Genomic DNA, 18850 nt, shown 5'->3' with positions numbered 1-18850 from the left:
GGTGATAACCGCTAAACTTCGAAGGGTGACCCTGGCCATCAAAAAGACTCGCGTGAATGAACCGAACGATTATAGCCCACAGGATGCGGCGCCTTTGCATCACCGATTGACGATTCCGGCCGACTGTGCCGGGCTGCGGCTCGATCAGGCGCTGGCGCGGCTATTTCCGTCCCATTCGCGCAGCCGCCTGCAGGGGTGGCTGAAGTCCGGCCGGGTGAGCCTCGACGGCGACCAGCCCGATGCCAAGTTCAAGGTCTGGGGCGGGGAGTCGCTCGAGGTCGATGCAGCTCCGTCACCCGAAGCCGCTGCAGAAGCGCCCGAAGACATTCCGCTCGTGGTGGTGCACGAAGACGAGGAAATCCTGGTCATCGACAAGCCGGTCGGGCTGGTGGTCCATCCCGGCAGCGGAAACTGGAGCGGCACGCTCCTGAACGCACTGCTGCATCACGCACCGCAACTGGCGGCCGTGCCGCGGGCCGGGATCGTCCACCGGCTCGACAAGGACACCAGCGGCCTGCTGGTCGTCGCGAAGACGCTGGAAAGCCAGACCGGTCTCGTGCGCCAGTTGCAGGCGCGCACCGTCAGGCGCCACTACCTTGCGCTCGTGCACCGCGCCCTCGCCGGACCAGGGGTTGTCGATGCGCCGATCGGCCGCCATCCGGCGCAGCGCACGCGCATGGCGGTCGTGCAGTCGGGCCGACCCGCGGTGACCCGCTATCGCGCGCGGGAACGCTTTGCACGCGCGACGCTCGTCGAGTGCCAGCTCGAAACCGGCCGCACGCATCAGATCCGCGTCCACATGGCGCATATCGGTCATCCGCTGGTCGGCGACGCGACCTATGGATTGCGCCGCAGCGGCAGCCCGGTGCTGGACGCGTTCGCGCGGCAGGCGTTGCATGCTTTCCGGCTCGGCCTGCTGCATCCGGCGAGTGGCGCCGAGATGACTTGGGAGTCCCCGCTCCCTGAGGATTTCGAAGCGCTGCTGGCGGGCCTGCGCGAGGAATCCGCGCCGTGACGGAGGACTGGATCGAGCCGGACTGGCCGGCCCCGCCGCGCGTGCGCGGGCTTGTGACGACGCGTAACGGCGGGGTCAGCACGGGGCCGTACGCGAGCATGAATCTCGGCCTGCACGTCGGCGATTCGGTCGCCGACGTGCAACGTAATCGGGCCCTGCTTCGGAGGTGCCTGCCCGGCGAACCGGCGTGGCTCGAGCAGGTGCATGGCGTGGCGGTCGCCGACGCCGACCGCACCGGCGCCCCGGTCTGCGCCGATGCGTCGGTCGCCAGGCGGCCCGGCGCGGTATGCGCCGTGATGACGGCCGATTGTCTCCCCGTGCTCTTCTGCAATGACGAAGGCAGCGTTGTCGCGGCGGCCCATGCGGGCTGGCGCGGTCTTGCCGCAGGGGTGCTGGATGCGACGCTGGCACGCATGGGCGTACCCGCTGCGACCGTGATGGCATGGCTGGGTCCGGCGATCGGGCCAGCTGCTTTCGAGGTTGGCGACGAGGTTCGCGAAGCATTCGTCGCGGCCGATCCAGCCACCGCGATCGCCTTTCGGCCCGCCGCCGGGGCTGGCAAGTGGATGGCTGATCTCTTCCTGCTCGCGCGCCTGCGTCTGGCCCGGCTCGGCGTCGTGCGCGCGTACGGTGGCGGCATCTGCACTTATGCCAGTCGGGAACGTTTTTTTTCCTACCGGAGGGAGGGTATCACGGGGCGCTTCGTGTCAATGGTATGGTTGGCGCCTTAGGCCGGCCGCATGATCGGTACTATTGATCGAGGGTGGAATCGGCTCTATCGTTGGCACCTGTCTCTTCGTCGCTGCGGCTCTTGCGTGCGCTCCGACGCCGTGCCGGGGTTCCGAACAGCCAGAGAAAAAGGGCTAGCGGTCCCACCCCCCAGAATATGAAAGTGAGTACGCCGCCAATCACCGTGGTGTCGGAAATTGCAGCGAGCAGAACCACGTATGACCAAGCGATGGCGACAATGTACATGATTGCCGATTCTACCCGCCTTGTGCCCGCGGCCGCATGCCCGGCAAGCAGCGGGGAAGGACGGCACACCACCAGGGTCGACGGGATATGCCCGGAAGCGGCCCGAACCCATGCCTCAGGAGGGGCGGATGTCTGATTCGGAAGACAAGCAGGCGAACGCAGCAGTTCAGGGAATGCTGCAGTTCGGCCAGGCCATGATGCAGAACTTCTTCGACGCCGTGGGGCGTCAGCACGCCGCGATGCAGGACAGCTCCGGGGCAACGATCCAGCGTCTCCCCTTGCCGGAGGCTGAGGAACTCGGGCGCATGCAACACCAGTTTGCGGAGCGGCATGCGGCGTTGTGGTCTGCGCTGCTGCAGCGCAAACCCGGCGAGCAGGCGGCGCCGATCGTGGAACCGCCTCCCGGCGACCGTCGGTTTTCGTCGCCGGAATGGGCGTCGAGTCCGGTGTTCGATTACGTCCGGCAGGCGTACCTGTTGAACTCCGAATTCCTCAAGCAGGTTTCCGACGCGGTGCCGATGGCCGATGGCCGGGCCAAGTCACGGGTGCAGTTTCTCACGCGGCAGTATATCGACGCACTGGCGCCGTCGAACTTCGCCGCAACCAATCCCGAATTCATCAAGACGGCACTCGAGACCAAGGGCGAAAGCATCACGAAGGGGCTGAAGAACCTGATCGCGGATCTCGAAAAAGGCCGCATTTCGATGACCGACGAGGCAGCGTTCGAAGTCGGCCGCAATCTGGCCGTCACGCCGGGCGCGGTCATCTACGAGAACGAACTCGTTCAGCTGATCCAGTACGCGCCGCTCACCGACAAGGTGGCGCAGGTCCCGCTGCTGATCGTTCCGCCGAGCATCAATAAGTATTACGTGCTGGATCTGCAGCCGGAAAACTCGCTCGTGCGCTTCGCCGTCGAGCAGGGTTTCACGGTGTTCCTCGTGTCGTGGAAGAACGTCGGCGCCGAGGGCGGGCACTTCATGTGGGACGATTACGTCGACAAGGGCGTGCTGACCTCGCTCGACGTCGTGCGCGCGGTGACCCGCGTCAAAAAACCCAACGTGCTCGGCTTCTGCGTCGGCGGCACGATCCTGTCGGCAGCCCTTGCGGTCGCGCGAGGCCGCGGCGAGGAGCCGGTCGAGAGCGTGACGCTGATGACGACGCTGCTCGATTTCGCCGACGCTGGGGAACTCGGTTGTCTCGTCGACGAAGCGAGCGTCGCGGCGCGCGAAGCGGCGATCGGCAAGGGCGGGTTGCTCAAGGGGCAGGAACTTGCCAACGTCTTTTCTTCGCTGCGTGCCAACGACCTGATCTGGCAGTACGTCGTCGGCAACTATCTGAAGGGCAACACGCCGCCGCCCTTCGATCTGCTGTACTGGAACTCGGACAGTACGAACCTGCCGGGACCGTTCCTGACGTGGTATCTGCGCAACATGTATCTTGAAAACAACCTCCGGGTGCCGGGCAAGCTCAAAGTGCTCGGCGTCAAGGTCGACCTCGGCAAGGTCGATGTGCCGGCCTACCTGCTCGCGACTCGCGAGGACCACATCGTGCCGTGGAAAGGCGCATACCTGTCGCGCGGTCTGCTTGGAGGCGATACGACCTTCGTGCTGGGTGCGAGCGGGCATATCGCCGGAGCCATCAATCCCGCATCGAAGAATCGCCGCAGCTTCTGGGTCAATCCTTCCACCGCCGCCGACCCTGACGAATGGCTGGAGAGTGCCGCCGAACGCAAGGGTAGCTGGTGGGTGCACTGGATCGAGTGGCTGAAGCTGCGCGGCGGCAAGCAGGTTGCGGCACGCGGGCGCATCGGCAATGCGACGTACAAGCCGATCGAACCGGCTCCGGGTCGGTACGTAAAGGAAAAGGCCTGAGAGGCGATAGCCGACAAGAAGAATCAGCTCGGGGCAGCGGTTACGGGGGGCGCTGCCGGGCATTGTTACAGACCCTTCGAGAGACGAAACGGGAGAGGAGTCAGAACATGGCAAGAGTTGCACTGGTAACGGGAGGTATGGGTGGCCTGGGTGAAGCGGTCTGCATCAAACTGGCGGCGCTGGGCTACAGGGTGGTGACCACGCATTCGCCGGGTAACGCCAAAGCCGGCGAGTGGTTGCAGACGATGAACAACATGGGTTACGGTTTTCGCGCCTTTCCCTGCGACGTGTCGGATTTCGATTCGGCCAGGACATGCGTCGAAACGGTGACGAAGGAGGTCGGCCCGGTGGACGTGCTGGTGAATAACGCCGGTATCACCCGCGACATGACGTTCCGCAAGATGACCAAGGCGGACTGGGATGCGGTGATCTCGACCAACCTCGACAGTGTGTTCAACATGACCAAGCAGGTCATGGACGGAATGGTCGAGCGCAAGTGGGGCCGGGTCATCAACGTGTCGTCGGTGAATGGCCAGAAGGGTGCGTTCGGCCAGACCAACTACTCCGCGGCCAAGGCCGGGATGCACGGATTCACGAAGGCGCTGGCACTGGAAGTGGCTCGTTCCGGCGTGACCGTCAACACGATCTCGCCCGGCTACATCGGCACCAAGATGGTGATGGCGATCCCGCAGGAGATTCTCGACACCAAGATCCTGCCGCAGATCCCGGTGGCGCGCCTGGGCAAGCCGGAAGAAATCGCGGGGCTGGTGGCCTACCTGTCGTCCGAGGAAGCGGCGTTCGTTACCGGCGCCAATATCTCGATCAACGGTGGCCAGCACATGTTCTGAGCAACGTCCGCAAGGCTCGATGACGGCGTGTTCCGACAGGAGGAGCACGCCGTTTTTGCTTATTGCATTGCAGCATCGTGCAACAAATGTGCTTATAATCTCCCCGCTCGTGGTACCCGCGTCTCGGGTGCCGCCTGTCAGCCAACCGAAGAGCGGGGCAGCCGACGAAGGCGCGACTGCCTGTGATTCCTCATCACCCAATTGCAGCAAGAGGATTGCAAATGAATCAGAAAGTCGCACTCGTCACCGGCGCCATGGGCGGCCTGGGTACCGCGATCTGCCAGGCGCTGGCAAAGGACGGAATGAAGGTTGTGGCCAATTGTCTGCCGGGTTTCCCGCAGAAGGATGAATGGCTGGGACGGCAGAAGGAGCTTGGTTTCGATTTCATCGCCGCCGAAGGCGACGTGTCGGATTACGAGTCCTGTCGGCTGATGGTTGCGAAGATCGAGGCTGACGTCGGAGCGATCGACGTGCTGGTGAACAACGCCGGCATCACGCGCGACAAGTTCTTTCCGAAGATGGAAAAGGCGCAGTGGGATGCGGTCATCAACACCAATCTCAACAGCCTCTTCAACGTCACCCACCACATCTCGCCGAAGATGGCAGAACGGGGCTACGGCCGGATCATCAATATTTCTTCGGTGAACGGCATAAAGGGCCAGGCCGGCCAGGCCAACTACTCGACCGCCAAGGCGGGCGTGCTCGGCTTCACGAAAGCGCTGGCCGCGGAGCTGGCGACGAAGGGCGTGACCGTCAATGCGATCGCACCGGGCTATGTCGGCACCGAGATGGTGATGGCGATCCGCGAAGACATCCGCCAAGGCATCATCGACAGCGTACCGATGAAGCGCCTGGGCAAGCCGGAAGAAATCGGCGCCCTGTGCTCCTATCTGTCTTCCGACCTGGCCGGCTACGTCACCGGCGCGACGATCAACATCAACGGCGGCCTCCACATGTGCTGATGCAGCATCCGAAGCCTGTGGATGATTGCCAACCCCCGCCGAATGGCGGGGTTTTTCTTTCGGCAGCGCGGTATAATTTTTTGCAGAGCGGAATCGACCGCCGTCGAGGAGAAAAGCGAATATGGCCGAGCAAGCGCGCCTGATCAAGAAGTACCCGAATCGCCGTTTGTACGACACCCGGACCAGTTCGTACATCACGCTGGCCGACGTCAAGGAATTGGTGCTCAGCCGCGAAGAATTCCAGGTAGTCGACGCAAAAACCACAGAGGACCTGACGCGCAGCATCCTGCTCCAGATCATCCTCGAAGAAGAAGCCGGCGGCGCGCCGATGTTCACCAGCGATCTTCTTGCCCACATGATCCGCTTCTACGGCAACGCAACGCAGGGGATGATGGGGAAGTACCTTGAGAACAACATCAAGGCCTTTACCGAAATGCAGGGAAAGCTGCAGGAACAGGCGCAGGCCATCTATGGCGAGAACAGCCCGATCAGCCAGGACCTGTGGGCGCAGTTTCTGAATTTCCAGGGCCCTGCGCTGCAAAGCGTGATGGGCACCTACGTCGAGCAGAGCAAAAAGATGTTCTCCCAGATGCAGGAACAGATCGAGAGTCAGACCCGCAACATCTTCACCGGATTCCCGTTCCCCAATTACACCCCTGCGGGCAAGGACGAGACGGCTGCGAAAACGGCCACCGGGACCGATGCACCGGCAGAAAACACCACGGGCAAAGGCGGCCGCGCCACCCAGAAATAAGGCGAACCCGCCCGCGGCCACGATCGTGTGCCGCAGAGGGTTTCAACAGAGAGCATGACCCAGCAGAAATCCCAGAACGTACCGCGCGTCGGCTTCGTGTCCCTTGGGTGCCCCAAGGCCACGGTCGATTCCGAACATATCCTGACCCGCCTGCGTGCAGAAGGCTACGACATTTCCGGCAGCTACGATGATGCGGATATCGTCGTCGTCAATACCTGCGGTTTCATCGATGCCGCAGTCGAGGAGTCGCTCGACGCAATCGGCGAGGCGCTCGCCGAAAACGGCAAGGTTATCGTCACGGGATGCCTCGGCGCCAGGGACGACGTCATCCTCGCGGCCCACCCCCAGGTGCTGGCGGTGACGGGGCCGCATGCCACCGACGCGGTGATGAAGGCCGTACACCAGCATCTGCCGAAACCGCACGATCCTTTTACGGACCTCATTCCGCCTCAGGGGATCCGGCTGACCCCGGCGCATTACGCCTACCTCAAGATATCCGAGGGCTGCAACCACCGCTGCAGCTTCTGCATCATTCCGTCGATGCGGGGCGACCTCGTCAGCCGTCCGATCCATGACGTCATGCGCGAGGCCGAGTCCCTCGTCGATTCGGGGGTGAAGGAACTCCTCGTGATCTCGCAGGACACCAGCGCTTATGGTGTCGACTTGAAATATCGCACCGGCTTCTGGAACGGGCGCCCGCTCAAGACCAGGCTGATCGACCTGGCGAATGCTCTCGGCGAACTCGGGGTATGGGTGCGGATGCACTACGTCTATCCGTACCCGAGCGTAGACGAACTGATTCCGCTGATGGCCGAAGGCAAGATCCTGCCGTATCTGGATGTGCCGTTCCAGCACGCGAGTCCGCGCATCCTCAAGGCGATGAAGCGTCCCGGGAATGTCGAAAACGTCCTCGAACGGATCCGCAAGTGGCGCAGCATTTGTCCTGATCTGACGATCCGCTCGACGTTCATCACCGGCTTCCCCGGCGAAACCGATGAAGATTTCGAGCAGCTGCTCCGTTTCCTCGAAGAGGCGCAGCTCGACCGCGTCGGTGCATTCGCGTATTCGCCTGTCGAAGGCGCCGCCGCCAATCTGCTGGCCGACCCCGTGCCGGATGAGGTTCGCGAGGAGCGGCGGATGCGTCTGATGGATTTCCAGGAGGACATCTCGACGCAGCGCCTCGAACGCTGGATCGGGCGCGACATCACCGTGCTCGTCGAGGAGGTCGACGATGAAGGCGCGGTTGCCCGTTCGGGGAGCGATGCCCCCGAAGTGGACGGGCTGGTCATCATCCCGGATGGCGACAGGCTCGTGCCCGGCGAATTCGCGAAGGTGCGCGTCACCGACTGCGACGTGCACGATCTTTACGCCAGGCCGCTCCCGTGATGTCCTGCTAGCGCCATGTACGAAACGGCGCTCCCGTGCGTACCCCGCAGCAGTCCGGTCATCGGTCTGGCTCTGGGCAGTGGTGCGGCGCGAGGCTGGGCCCACCTGGGCGTCCTGCAGGCGCTGGCTCGCGAAGGAATCGAGCCCCAGGTGATCTGCGGATGTTCGATCGGAGCGTTCGTCGGCGCGGCGATGGCAGCGGGGGACCTTGCGAAGCTCGCCGAATGGGCGCAGTCCCTGAAATGGCAAGACGTCGTTTCGCTGCTCGACGTCAGCCTGAGGGGCGGGCTGATTCGCGGACAGAAACTCATCCAGTTTTTCGAACGCAATTTCGTCGATCGGGATTTTTCAGAGCTCCAGCGTTGCTTTGCGTGCGTCGCGACCGAGCTGGAAACCGGACGGGAGATCTGGCTGCGGGAAGGAAGCGTTTCGGCCGCTGTGCGTGCCTCGATCGCGCTTCCCGGGCTGTTCACACCGGTCATCCATAACGGACGCCTTCTCGTCGACGGTGGCCTCGTCAATCCGGTGCCAGTTTCCCTGTGTCGCGCGATGGGAGCCGATATCGTGATCGCGATTGACCTGGGGTCGGACATGATCGGAAAATCCAGGCGCCAGGCGCCGGCCGAGGACGAAACCGGTATCGGCTGGACGGAACGCCTGTTCGGACGCCTGGGCTTTTTCGGCAACAGCGGGAACGGTGAGCCGGGAAACGGTCAGACCCCGTTACGTGAGGCAAACCTGCCCTCGCTTCTGACCGTCCTCACGAGCAGCATCAACATCATGCAGGTTCGCATCGCGCGCAGCCGGCTTGCCGGAGAGCCGGCCGATGTGCAGATTTCTCCGCGCCTGGGCCACTTGGGACCGATGGATTTTCATCGTGCTGCGGAGGCCATTGCCGAGGGAGAGGCGGCGGTCGAACGGATGCTGCCCTCGTTGCGATACTGCCTGGGGCATGATTGAGTCGGAGTCGCCCGATATGAACGAGTTGCTACGCACGCTTGCGGCCGCCGTCGGGGCGCCGCATGTGCTCACCGACCCTGAGTCGATGGCGCCCCACCTGACTGACTGGCGCGGGCGCTATACGGGAACTGCGCTGGCGGTCGTCAAGCCCGCCGGGACGCCTGAAGTGGCGGCAGTCGTGCGGGCCTGTGCGGCGGCGGACGTGGCGATGGTCCCGCAGGGAGGAAATACCGGCCTGTGCGGCGGCGCGACCCCATTGCCGGACGGACAGACGGTGGTAATCAATCTGTCACGCATGAGTCGCATTCGCGCGGTCGATCCCGCCAACAATGCTTTGATCGCCGAGGCGGGCTGCACCCTTGCGGCCGTCCAGCAGGAGGCGGCATCGGTCGATCGGCTTTTCCCGCTGTCGCTCGCCTCGGAGGGGAGTTGCGAGATCGGCGGGAATTTATCCACGAACGCAGGCGGAGTCCATGTCCTGCGTTACGGCAACATGCGAGAACTGGTGCTTGGCGTCGAGGTCGTCCTGCCTGACGGCCGCGTATGGGACGGGCTGAGGGCATTGCGCAAGGACAACACCGGCTATGATCTGAAGCAGCTTTTCATCGGCGCGGAAGGCACGCTCGGTATCGTCACCGCGGCGGCACTGAAACTCTTTCCCCGCATGCGCAGCCGCGCCACGGCCTGGGTCGCGATAGCCGACCCCGCGGCAGCTGTGACGCTTCTCGCCCGGCTGAGGAATGCAGGGGGCGATCGGGTGACGGCGTTCGAAATCGTCGGGCGCCCGGCGCTCGATCTGGTATTGAAGCATCTCCCCGGTGCCCGGCCGCCGCTTGCCGGCGTGAGCGCATGGGCGGTGCTCGTGGAATTGATGGATGCTGCCGCCGATGCACCGCTGGGGGAGCTGCTCGAGCGGGCGCTGGCCGATGCGATGGACGAGGGGCTCGTACTCGATGCTGCGGTCGCCTCGAGCCTGGCGCAGGCCGAAACCCTCTGGGCGTTGCGCGAAAACGTCTCCGAGGCGCAACGGCTGGAAGGCGTCAGCATCAAGCACGACATCTCGGTTCCGGTAAGCAGGATTCCGGAGTTTCTCGAACGGGCAGACGCTGCCCTTCTGGCCGTATGGCCGGATGCGCGCATCGTTGCCTTCGGCCATATCGGCGACGGGAACCTCCACTACAACTTGTCGAAGCCGGACGCGCAGGAAAACGCCCATTTCATCGCAAGAACAGCGGAAGTCAATCGCATCGTTCACGATGTCGTCGACCAGTTCGAGGGCTCGATATCTGCGGAGCACGGTCTCGGCCAGCTCAAGCGCATCGAGGCCCGGCGCTACAAATCGGAAGTCGAACTGGAGTTGATGCGGGCGATAAAGGAAAGCATCGATCCGCGCGGATTGATGAATCCCGGCAAGGTTTTGTGAGATGCAAAGATAATCGCAATTCGGGGTTTACAGTGTGATTGGGTAGCCCTATAATGCGCGCTCTTTCGGGTCAGGGGGTATAGCTCAGCTGGGAGAGCGCTTGCATGGCATGCAAGAGGTCAGCGGTTCGATCCCGCTTACCTCCACCAACCGAAGAAAGCGACGATGTCCCCATCGTCTAGAGGCCTAGGACATCGCCCTTTCACGGCGGTAACCGGGGTTCGAATCCCCGTGGGGACGCCAGAATAAAGCGGGTCGCCGTAAGGCGGCGTGCAAACCGGCAGGAAACTGCCGGTAGCAGGTCAGCGCGGAGTGGTAGTTCAGTTGGTTAGAATACCGGCCTGTCACGCCGGGGGTCGCGGGTTCGAGTCCCGTCCACTCCGCCAGTTTCGTAGCAGCAGTGTTGGTGTGTCGTTCGCTGGTGCATATCCATGCGGATCGGCGAACAAGCTTTGCTTGCGGTGCGTTCATTCAAGCGCTATAGTGCTCCGCTCTGTTGTGGGGGTATAGTTCAGATGGGAGAGCGCTTGCATGGCATGCAAGAGGTCAGCGGTTCGATCCCGCTTACCTCCACCAACCGAAGAAAGCGACGATGTCCCCATCGTCTAGAGGCCTAGGACATCGCCCTTTCACGGCGGTAACCGGGGTTCGAATCCCCGTGGGGACGCCAGAATAAAGCGGGTCGCCGTAAGGCGGCGTGCAAACAGGCAGGAAACTGCCGGTAGCAGGTCAGCGCGGAGTGGTAGTTCAGTTGGTTAGAATACCGGCCTGTCACGCCGGGGGTCGCGGGTTCGAGCCCCGTCCACTCCGCCAGCAGACAAGGGAGCCTTCGGGCTCCCTTTTTTTCGCCCGTCAAGCGAGTGTCATCGGAAAGCGAGTCATCCCGAATTGTGCCCGGGCCGCCGTGGCTGGTGGGTGGTTCCGATGGCAGGCGTTCGCGGCGCTGGCATCATCAAGGTAAATTGCGCTAGAGTTTTCCCCATACGCTTCGGTACGGGATCCTCGATGGCAATGCCGATGTGTTCGTTAAACGACAGGAGCGGGACATACAATGAATATGAAAAAAATCGGGATCGTTGGTGCCGGAACGATGGGAAACGGCATAACCCAGGCGTTCGCCGTAGCAGGGTTTGACGTTGTGATGAGCGACGTCGCGGAAGCCGCGTTGCAGCGCGGCCTGGCGACCCTGAGCGGCAGCCTCGATCGGCTCATCAAGAAAGACAAGATGACCGAAGCGCAGAAGGCTGAGGCGCTTGCGCGGGTGAGCGGATCGACGGATCTCGGGGCGATGGGCGACTGCGACCTCATCATCGAGGCTGCAACCGAAAACCTTGCACTGAAGCTGAAAATCTTCGAGCAACTGGACGCCATCGCAAAACCTGATGCGATCATCGCGAGCAATACGTCATCGATCTCGATCACGAAGCTCGCCGCTTCCACGCGACGCGCCGACAGGATCATCGGCATGCATTTCTTCAATCCCGTCCCGGTGATGGCGCTGGTGGAACTCATTCGCGGTTTGCAGACGTCCGACGCCACTTACGCGGCAGTCGAGATGCTTGCCCGGGCGGTCGGCAAGACGCCAGTGCAAGTGCGCAACAGCCCGGGTTTCGTCGTCAACCGGCTACTGTGTCCGATGATCAACGAGGCGATCTTTGCCCTCGGGGAAGGCCTCGCGAGTGCGGCCGAGATCGACGAGGCAATGAAACTGGGCTGCAACCATCCTATCGGCCCGCTCGCGCTGGGCGACATGATCGGTCTCGACGTGGAACTCGCGGTGATGCAGGTGCTCTTTGAGGGTTTCAAGGATCCAAAGTATCGCCCGGCACCCCTTCTCGTGGAGATGGTGGAGGCGGGCTACCTCGGCCGCAAGTCAGGCAAAGGCTTCTTCGAGTACAAATAACTACTTCGAAGAGGCGGCCGGCTATAGAGCCTCCACCGGAACGGTGATCGAGTAGGGGGCGGGGTTACCCCCGTCGCCCTCTCACACCACCGTACGTGCGGTTCCGCACACGGCGGTTCATGTAAGACACTGGAGTCGTCGCGTCGTATCGAGCAGCGACACCAGCCCCAGACGATCAAAGAAGGACTTCGGGAAGGCCGCGTTCATGTGGCTGGCGCCACTGTTTCACCACGGCCCGCGTTGGTTGAACGCCGAGCGGAATGCCCGCTCCTCCTTCAGTCCCGCCTTCATCAGGTTCTTCGCACGAGTATACGGGCGTTTCCACTGTCGCCACAGAATGCAGCGCAGCTTGCGCCGTAGCCACCCGTCAAGCGTCTCCAGCGGCGTTTTGGTTTCGGTCAGCTTGAAATACGCTGCCCAGCCCCGCAGCACCGGGTTCAACTCGTCGATCGTGCCACCCACGCTTCGCCCTCCCGCACCTTTGAGCACCTCCCGGACCTTGTCTTGCAGCCGTTGCAGGCTGCTCGGCGCGATCCGCAGTTTCGGGGCCTTGTGCCAGCTGACGCTGTAGCCCAGAAACTTCCGCTCCCACGGTCGCGCGACCGCGCTCTTGGCTTCACTGACCGTGAGCTTGAGCCGCTCGGACAGAAACCGGCTGATACTCGTCAGTATCCGCTCGCCTGCCGCATGGCTTCGGACGTAGATGTTGCAGTCGTCCGCGTAGCGACAGAACGCGTGACCCCGACGTTCCAGTTCCCGGTCCAATTCCGTCAGCAGGATGTTCGACAGCAACGGACTCAGGGGGCCTCCTTGCGGTGTGCCCTGCGTCCTCGGGCTGACGACGCCCTCTGCCATCATCCCCGCTTCCAGATACCGCCGGATGAGTTTCAGTACCCGCCCATCCCCGATCTTCTTCGCGAGCCTCACCATCAGAATGTCGTGATTGACCCGATCGAAGAACTTCTCCAGAGCCATGTCCACCACGATACGCCGGCCTTCGGCGACATACTGCCGCGCCGCCTGGACCGCCTGATGGGCGTTTCTCCCCGGCCGGAAGCCGTAGCTCGACTCGGAGAAATCCGCCTCGAAGATCGGCGAGAGCACCTGATGCAACGCTTGTTGGATCAGTCGATCCGTCAGCGTCGGAATGCCGAGCGTCCTCACCCCGCCTTGCGGCTTGGGGATATCCACTCGGCGTACCGCCTGCGGGATGTACGTCCCCGCCAGCAGCCTGGCCCTGATCGTCGGCCAGTGTTGCTGCAGATGTGCCTTGAACTCGGCCACCCCGATGCCATCAACACCGGCCGCGCCTTTGTTTCGGATCACCCGCTCGTAAGCAAGCCACAGGTTGCCGCGCTCACACACGGCCTCCATCAGCTCGCTCATCCGCTCCAACTCCGCTTTCGTCCGCTCAACGCCCGTCGATTCCGCCTCGACACGCAGCCCAGCCCCCTCCGGATACCGTCCGGAGCCTGCCGCCCGCGCCCCGTCTTGCCGACGGGCTTCTGCCTTCAATGGCTTCATCGAGAAACGTTCGCCTACTCGCGTTCTTCCATGTTCGGCCCTTCAGCCCATACTGGCGCCTACTATGGCCTCGGCTGACTTCCTCACGCGCATCCCGACGCCTCGCGACGTCAGTAGCACCATGGCACCCGTGAGGATCTCCCCGGGTATGACGCACCCACCTTCACGCTTATACCTGTCGGATATACGTCACAGCGTCCCGTGCAAGTTTCGGGCTTTGACGATATTGGCCGCCTTACCCCGCTGTGCCGCCTCGTATCCGCTTCCTGTTCGTCAGGTCAACGCTTTGCCTTCGGCTTCCTCCAGATTCGCAGTTACCCGCGACACCCTTGCCGTTCAGCTAACTCTTCCCCTTGCCGGGCGAGTAGAGGACTTCCACCTCCAAGTGAGTGCGCCCTGCCGGGCGCACCAAACAAAAACGCCACCCTCGGGTGGCGTTATGACTTGAGCGTTCTGCTTCAGCCGCGCCGCATCGCGTCGAAGAACTCACCGTTGCTCTTGGTGGCCTTGATCTTGTCCAGCAGGAATTCCATCGCGTCGATGTCGTCCATGCCGTACAGCAATTTACGCAGGATCCACACTTTCTGCAGTACGTCGGGCTTGAGGAGGAGTTCCTCCCGGCGGGTACCGGACCGATTGACGTTGATCGCAGGATAAACCCGCTTCTCGGCCATACGGCGATCGAGGTGCAACTCCATGTTGCCGGTGCCCTTGAATTCTTCGTAGATCACATCGTCCATGCGGCTGCCGGTGTCGATCAGCGCGGTCGCGATGATCGTCAGCGACCCGCCTTCCTCGATATTCCGGGCGGCGCCGAAAAAGCGCTTGGGCTTCTGCAGCGCGTTCGCGTCGACGCCGCCGGTGAGCACCTTGCCGGAAGCGGGCACCACGGTGTTGTAGGCGCGTGCGAGGCGCGTCAGCGAGTCGAGCAGAATTACGACATCCTTCTTGTGCTCAGTCAGGCGCTTGGCCTTCTCGATCACCATCTCGGCGACCTGCACGTGGCGAGAAGCGGGTTCGTCGAAGGTGGAGGCGACCACTTCACCTTTGACCGATCGCTGCATCTCGGTCACTTCCTCAGGGCGCTCGTCGATTAGCAGCACGATGACGACGACGTCGGGATGATTGGCGACGATGGAGTGGGCGATGTGTTGCAACATCACCGTCTTGCCGCTCTTTGGCGGGGAGACGATCAGTCCGCGCTGGCCTTTGCCGATCGGCGCGATCATGTCGATCACCCGGCTCGTGATGTTTTCTTCTCCGCGGATGTCCCGTTCGAGCTTGAGGCATTCGTTCGGGTGCAGCGGCGTGAGGTTCTCGAAGAGGATCTTGTGCTTGCAGGCCTCGGGAGGCTCGCCATTGATCTTGTCCAACTTGACCAGCGCGAAATATCGCTCTCCGTCTTTGGGCGTGCGGATCTCGCCCTCGATCGTGTCGCCGGTGTGAAGGTTGAAGCGCCGGATCTGTGACGGGGAAACGTAGATGTCATCGGTCCCGGCAAGATAGGAAATGTCCGGGGAGCGAAGGAATCCGAATCCGTCTGGCAGGACTTCGAGCGCCCCGTCACCATATATCGGTTCGCCCTTCTTCGCCCGGTTCTTGAGCAAGGCGAACACGAGTTCCTGTTTGCGCAGTCTGTTGGCGCCATCGATTTCATTCGCGATGGCCATTTCCAGCAGTTCGCTTACGTGGAGGGACTTCAGCTCCGATAATTGCATGGCGAGAGGGCGCAACAAGGCGCTATTGGATGAGGCAGGTGAAGGGATCGGGGAGAGAGGCAATCGCGGCGCCGGGAATTTCGGCACGGGGCGCGGAAGGCGCCGCGGAAACGACTTCGACTGTAGCGCCGGTCAGAGGTTGCTGTCAATGAAGGCGGTGAGCTGGGACTTGGACAGCGCCCCGACCTTGGTGGCTTCGACGTTGCCGCCCTTGAACAGCATCAACGTCGGAATACCCCGGACGCCGAATTTGGCGGGCGTCTCCTGGTTTTCATCGATGTTGAGCTTTGCGACTTTCAGCTTGCCGGCGTATTCCTTGGCGACGTCGTCCAGGATCGGCGCAATCATCTTGCACGGACCGCACCATTCGGCCCAGTAGTCGACCAGCACGGGGGCCTGCGACTGAAGCACCTCGGCTTCGAAATTGCCGTCAGTGACGTAATGGATATGCTCGCTCATGTTTCCTCGCATCAGGGGTAACGGTAGTGCTTCGGATAGGGGACGGGCCCCGACGGGCCCGGTCGACAAAGGCGAAATCGAACCGCCTCGTGCTGGGAGTTTCGAAAAGTTATGCGAAGCCGGCCCTCGCGTCAAGAAGTTCTCCGGGGCGGGTGCTACGCCCGTGAGCCGAGGGGTGGCGGCAATGGCATGAAGCGGGCTCTCTCGGCTATATTGGGAGCACTGGGAGTATCGCCCATTTTGACCGTGTATCGAACTGATGGAGTTCAAATAATGACTTATGTTGTAGCTGAAGCCTGCATCCGCTGCAAGTACACCGACTGTGTTGACGTCTGTCCGGTGGACTGCTTCAGGGAAGGGGCAAATTTCCTTGTGATCGACCCGACGGAATGCATCGACTGCACCCTCTGCGTCGCGGAGTGCCCGGTGGAAGCCATTTTTGCCGAGGATGACGTCCCCGAGGGGCAGCGCCATTTCATCGAACTCAATGCGGAGCTCGCGCAGCAGTGGAAGCCCATCGTCGAACGCAAGGATCCCTTGCCGGATGCCGACGAGTGGGCGAAGCGAACGGGCAAGCTCGACGAACTGATCAAATAAAAACTCGAATAACGGAGTGGAGAGCCGCATTCGATGTCCGCAGACGCCGCGACGACGAGTGTGGCGATTTATGCGGATGCTGTTCGCGCTCACGACAATCCACTAACATCGCCCAAGGTGAATTACATGAAAATGGTGGGGGAACACAAATGCTGGTGAGCGAGATTCTTGCAATCAAGGGCAAGGTGCTCTATACGATTGCCCCCAGCAGGAGCATGGCTGAAGCGGTAGCCATCATGACGGAGCAGGACGTCGGCTCGCTCGTGGTTTTTTCGCAGGGTCAGATGACCGGCATGCTGACCTTTCGCGAGGTGCTGCAGGCGGTACACAAGGGCGGGGCGGGATGGGCCGAGATGCCCGTTGAAGCGGCGATGCTTTCCGGGCCGATGATCGCGTCCCCGGACATGGAGATGGACGCGCTGCGCCGCCTCATGGTCGATCATCATCAGCGTTATCTGCCAGTGATGGACGGTAATACGCTGATGGGCGTGGTGTCCTTCCATGACGTGGCGAAGGCGGTGCTTGAAGAACAGAGTTTTGAGAACCGGATGCTGAAAAACTACATTCGCAACTGGCCGCGCGAGCCAGGCGAAGAGGACGAAAAATAACGCAGTAGCTTCCCGTTGCGGCGGATTCGCGAGTCCGGTGAGGAGGCGCGACGATCGCCGCGGCTCCGGTTACAGGCTGGAAGCCGGCGCCGCGCGTCTGGCGCCGATCAGGTTCCGGACAAGCATGGCCAGATCGCGCTTGCCGGCAGCGGTTTCTAGCTGAAGGAGTCGATGATGGAAAAGATCTGGCTGCAGAGCTATCCCCGGGGCGTTCCCGCAGAAATTGATCCCGACGAGTTCAGCTCCATCGGCGACCTGTTCAGCCGGAGTGTGCGGCAGTTCGGCGACCGGCCAGCCTACATCAACATGGGCAAGGGTGTCAGCTATGCCGAACTCGACCGGTTGTCCGCCCGGTTCGCGGGCTTCCTGCAAGGCGCACTGAAGCTTGCGAAGGGTGCGCGCGTTGCGCTGATGATGCCCAACATGCTGCAGTACCCGATCGCAATGTTCGGAGTGCTCAGGGCTGGCTATGTCGTCGTCAACGTCAATCCGCTTTACACCGCTCGTGAACTGGAGCATCAGCTCCGCGACTCCGGTGCCGAGACGATTGTCATCATCGAGAATTTCGCCAGCACGCTCGAACACGTGCTGCCGAAGCTCAGGATGCCTCATATCGTGGTCACGAGCCTCGGCGAAATGCTCGGCTTTCCGAAAAGCCTGATCGTCAATCTGGTCGTCCGGCAGGTGAAGAAGCTGGTGCCGCCATGGAATCTCCCGGGCCATGTGAGCTTTTCGGCGGCGTTATCCAGGGGCGCCGCGTTCCCGCTCGAGCCGGTGAGCGTCGGACACGACGACATTGCCTTTCTCCAATACACGGGTGGCACCACCGGCGTGGCGAAGGGGGCGGTACTGACCCATCGCAACATCATCGCGAATTTGCAGCAGGCACACGCCTGGATCCGGCCCTTCCTGCATGAAGGCGAGGAAATCATCATCACGGCGCTTCCGCTCTATCATATTTTTTCCCTGACTGCGAACTGCCTGACGTTCTTCAAGCTCGGCGCGACGAACGTGCTGATCACCAATCCTCGCGACATTCCAGGCTTCATCAAGGAACTCGCCAAGTACAAATTCACCGCCATCACCGGGGTCAATACGCTGTTCAATGCGTTACTGAACAACCCGGATTTTGCCAAGCTCGATTTCTCCCGGCTCAACATCGCGCTCGGCGGGGGAATGGCGGTTCAGCAGCAGGTGGCGGAGCGGTGGGGCAGGATCACCGGAAAGCCGCTTATCGAGGCCTACGGGCTGACCGAAACATCGCCCGCGGTGACCATAAACCCGCTGGATCTGCCCGCCTTCAATCATTCGATCGGCCTGCCCGTTTCATCGACGGAAGTGAGCATTCGCGGCGACGACGGCAGCGAAATGCCGTTCGGGCAGCCCGGCGAGCTGTGCGTGCGAGGGCCACAGGTGATGCGCGAGTACTGGAATCGGCCGGAGGATACGGCCCACGTCTTTACGCCCGATGGTTTCCTCCGCACCGGTGACATCGCGACGATCGACGAAAAAGGCTTTGTGCGCATCGTCGATCGCAAGAAAGACATGATCCTGGTGTCAGGTTTCAACGTCTTTCCGAACGAGATCGAGGATGTCGTCGCAAGCCATCCGGGCGTGCTGGAGGTCGCCGCGGTGGGCGTGCCGGACGAGCGCACCGGCGAAGCCGTCAAAGTGTTCATCGTGCGCAAGGATCCCTCGCTCACCCGCGAGATGATCATTGCCCATTGTCGCGAAAGCCTGACCGCATACAAAGTCCCTCACCTCGTGGAGTTTCGCGACGAGTTGCCGAAGACGAATGTCGGGAAGATCCTGCGGCGCCTGTTGCGGGACGGGAAGGCCTGAACGCA

General features: G+C 62.1%; 17 protein-coding genes and 6 tRNA genes. 19 read left to right on the top strand and 4 right to left on the bottom strand.

The features are described from left to right. Window positions 1-52: 52 nt before the first annotated feature. A complete protein-coding gene (gene rluD, locus pbN1_RS03645) occupies window positions 53-1015 on the top strand; it encodes a 23S rRNA pseudouridine(1911/1915/1917) synthase RluD (RefSeq protein ID WP_244857146.1) in 963 nt (320 codons plus the stop codon). Continuing rightward, window positions 1012-1746 carry a peptidoglycan editing factor PgeF gene (pgeF, locus tag pbN1_RS03640; protein WP_169201204.1) on the top strand — a complete coding sequence of 245 codons (735 nt, stop codon included), beginning with the start codon at window positions 1012-1014 and terminating at the stop codon, window positions 1744-1746. Before rluD ends, pgeF begins: the two co-directional genes overlap by 4 nt. Window positions 1747-1765: 19 nt before the next feature. Here the strand turns inward: pgeF and pbN1_RS20715 are convergent, their stop codons facing one another. Continuing rightward, entirely contained in the window at window positions 1766-1990 is a 225-nt protein-coding gene (locus pbN1_RS20715) for a hypothetical protein (protein ID WP_244857144.1), read from the bottom strand. A gap of 128 nt (window positions 1991-2118) precedes the next feature. Here pbN1_RS20715 and pbN1_RS03635 point away from each other — a divergent pair, with 128 nt between their 5' ends. The 14 genes from pbN1_RS03635 (at window position 2119) to pbN1_RS03570 (ending at window position 12097) form a co-directional block, all read left to right on the top strand. Continuing rightward, window positions 2119-3861 (top strand): PHA/PHB synthase family protein, encoded by a 1743-nt coding sequence (locus pbN1_RS03635; protein ID WP_169201203.1) that lies wholly within the window; start codon window positions 2119-2121, stop codon window positions 3859-3861. A gap of 107 nt (window positions 3862-3968) precedes the next feature. Beyond that, entirely contained in the window at window positions 3969-4709 is a 741-nt protein-coding gene (gene phbB / locus pbN1_RS03630) for an acetoacetyl-CoA reductase (protein ID WP_169201202.1), read from the top strand. Between the two features lie 221 nt (window positions 4710-4930). Next, the gene (phbB, locus tag pbN1_RS03625; protein ID WP_169119660.1) at window positions 4931-5671 is read left to right on the top strand and encodes a beta-ketoacyl-ACP reductase; all 741 of its coding nucleotides are present in this window, start codon (window positions 4931-4933) and stop codon (window positions 5669-5671) included. Between the two features lie 121 nt (window positions 5672-5792). Then, a complete protein-coding gene (phaR, locus tag pbN1_RS03620) occupies window positions 5793-6425 on the top strand; it encodes a polyhydroxyalkanoate synthesis repressor PhaR (protein WP_169201201.1) in 633 nt (210 codons plus the stop codon). 54 nt (window positions 6426-6479) lie between these two features. Continuing rightward, window positions 6480-7811 (top strand): 30S ribosomal protein S12 methylthiotransferase RimO, encoded by a 1332-nt coding sequence (rimO, locus tag pbN1_RS03615; RefSeq protein ID WP_169201200.1) that lies wholly within the window; start codon window positions 6480-6482, stop codon window positions 7809-7811. A gap of 15 nt (window positions 7812-7826) precedes the next feature. Beyond that, window positions 7827-8771: a patatin-like phospholipase RssA gene (gene rssA, locus pbN1_RS03610; protein ID WP_169201199.1), complete on the top strand. Its 945-nt coding sequence runs from the start codon at window positions 7827-7829 to the stop codon at window positions 8769-8771. Window positions 8772-8787: 16 nt separating this feature from the next. Continuing rightward, window positions 8788-10194 (top strand): FAD-binding oxidoreductase, encoded by a 1407-nt coding sequence (locus pbN1_RS03605; protein WP_169201286.1) that lies wholly within the window; start codon window positions 8788-8790, stop codon window positions 10192-10194. A 73-nt stretch (window positions 10195-10267) separates the two neighbouring features. After that, a tRNA-Ala gene (locus pbN1_RS03600) sits at window positions 10268-10343 on the top strand. An 18-nt stretch (window positions 10344-10361) separates the two neighbouring features. Further along, window positions 10362-10437 (top strand) — tRNA-Glu (locus pbN1_RS03595). Window positions 10438-10503: 66 nt separating this feature from the next. Further along, a tRNA-Asp gene (locus pbN1_RS03590) sits at window positions 10504-10580 on the top strand. A 114-nt stretch (window positions 10581-10694) separates the two neighbouring features. Further along, window positions 10695-10770: transfer RNA gene (locus pbN1_RS03585), tRNA-Ala, on the top strand. A gap of 18 nt (window positions 10771-10788) precedes the next feature. Then, window positions 10789-10864 (top strand) — tRNA-Glu (locus tag pbN1_RS03580). A gap of 66 nt (window positions 10865-10930) precedes the next feature. Then, window positions 10931-11007: transfer RNA gene (locus pbN1_RS03575), tRNA-Asp, on the top strand. 238 nt (window positions 11008-11245) lie between these two features. Then, the gene (locus pbN1_RS03570; RefSeq protein ID WP_169201198.1) at window positions 11246-12097 is read left to right on the top strand and encodes a 3-hydroxybutyryl-CoA dehydrogenase; all 852 of its coding nucleotides are present in this window, start codon (window positions 11246-11248) and stop codon (window positions 12095-12097) included. Between the two features lie 225 nt (window positions 12098-12322). Here pbN1_RS03570 and ltrA read toward each other — a convergent pair whose 3' ends face one another. The 3 genes from ltrA to trxA form a co-directional block, all read right to left on the bottom strand. After that, a complete protein-coding gene (ltrA, locus tag pbN1_RS03565; protein ID WP_244857143.1) occupies window positions 12323-13483 on the bottom strand; it encodes a group II intron reverse transcriptase/maturase in 1161 nt (386 codons plus the stop codon). A 596-nt stretch (window positions 13484-14079) separates the two neighbouring features. Continuing rightward, window positions 14080-15339 (bottom strand): transcription termination factor Rho, encoded by a 1260-nt coding sequence (rho, locus tag pbN1_RS03560; protein ID WP_169120756.1) that lies wholly within the window; start codon window positions 15337-15339, stop codon window positions 14080-14082. A gap of 132 nt (window positions 15340-15471) precedes the next feature. Further along, entirely contained in the window at window positions 15472-15798 is a 327-nt protein-coding gene (gene trxA / locus pbN1_RS03555; RefSeq protein ID WP_169201197.1) for a thioredoxin TrxA, read from the bottom strand. Between the two features lie 273 nt (window positions 15799-16071). On the opposite strand from trxA, the gene fdxA reads away from it, so the two are divergent. From fdxA to pbN1_RS03540, 3 genes are all read left to right on the top strand, one after another. Next, on the top strand, window positions 16072-16395 hold the full coding sequence (gene fdxA / locus pbN1_RS03550) for a ferredoxin FdxA (RefSeq protein WP_169201196.1): 324 nt from the start codon (window positions 16072-16074) through the stop codon (window positions 16393-16395). 149 nt (window positions 16396-16544) lie between these two features. Further along, window positions 16545-17003 carry a CBS domain-containing protein gene (locus pbN1_RS03545; RefSeq protein ID WP_210147645.1) on the top strand — a complete coding sequence of 153 codons (459 nt, stop codon included), beginning with the start codon at window positions 16545-16547 and terminating at the stop codon, window positions 17001-17003. Window positions 17004-17177: 174 nt separating this feature from the next. Continuing rightward, complete coding sequence (locus tag pbN1_RS03540; RefSeq protein ID WP_169202463.1) at window positions 17178-18845, top strand: long-chain-fatty-acid--CoA ligase; 1668 nt, start codon at window positions 17178-17180, stop codon at window positions 18843-18845. Window positions 18846-18850: the final 5 nt, after the last annotated feature.

The organism is Aromatoleum bremense, from assembly GCF_017894365.1.
GTDB classification, from domain to species: domain Bacteria; phylum Pseudomonadota; class Gammaproteobacteria; order Burkholderiales; family Rhodocyclaceae; genus Aromatoleum; species Aromatoleum bremense.
This window is presented reverse-complemented; position numbering and strand designations above follow the sequence as displayed.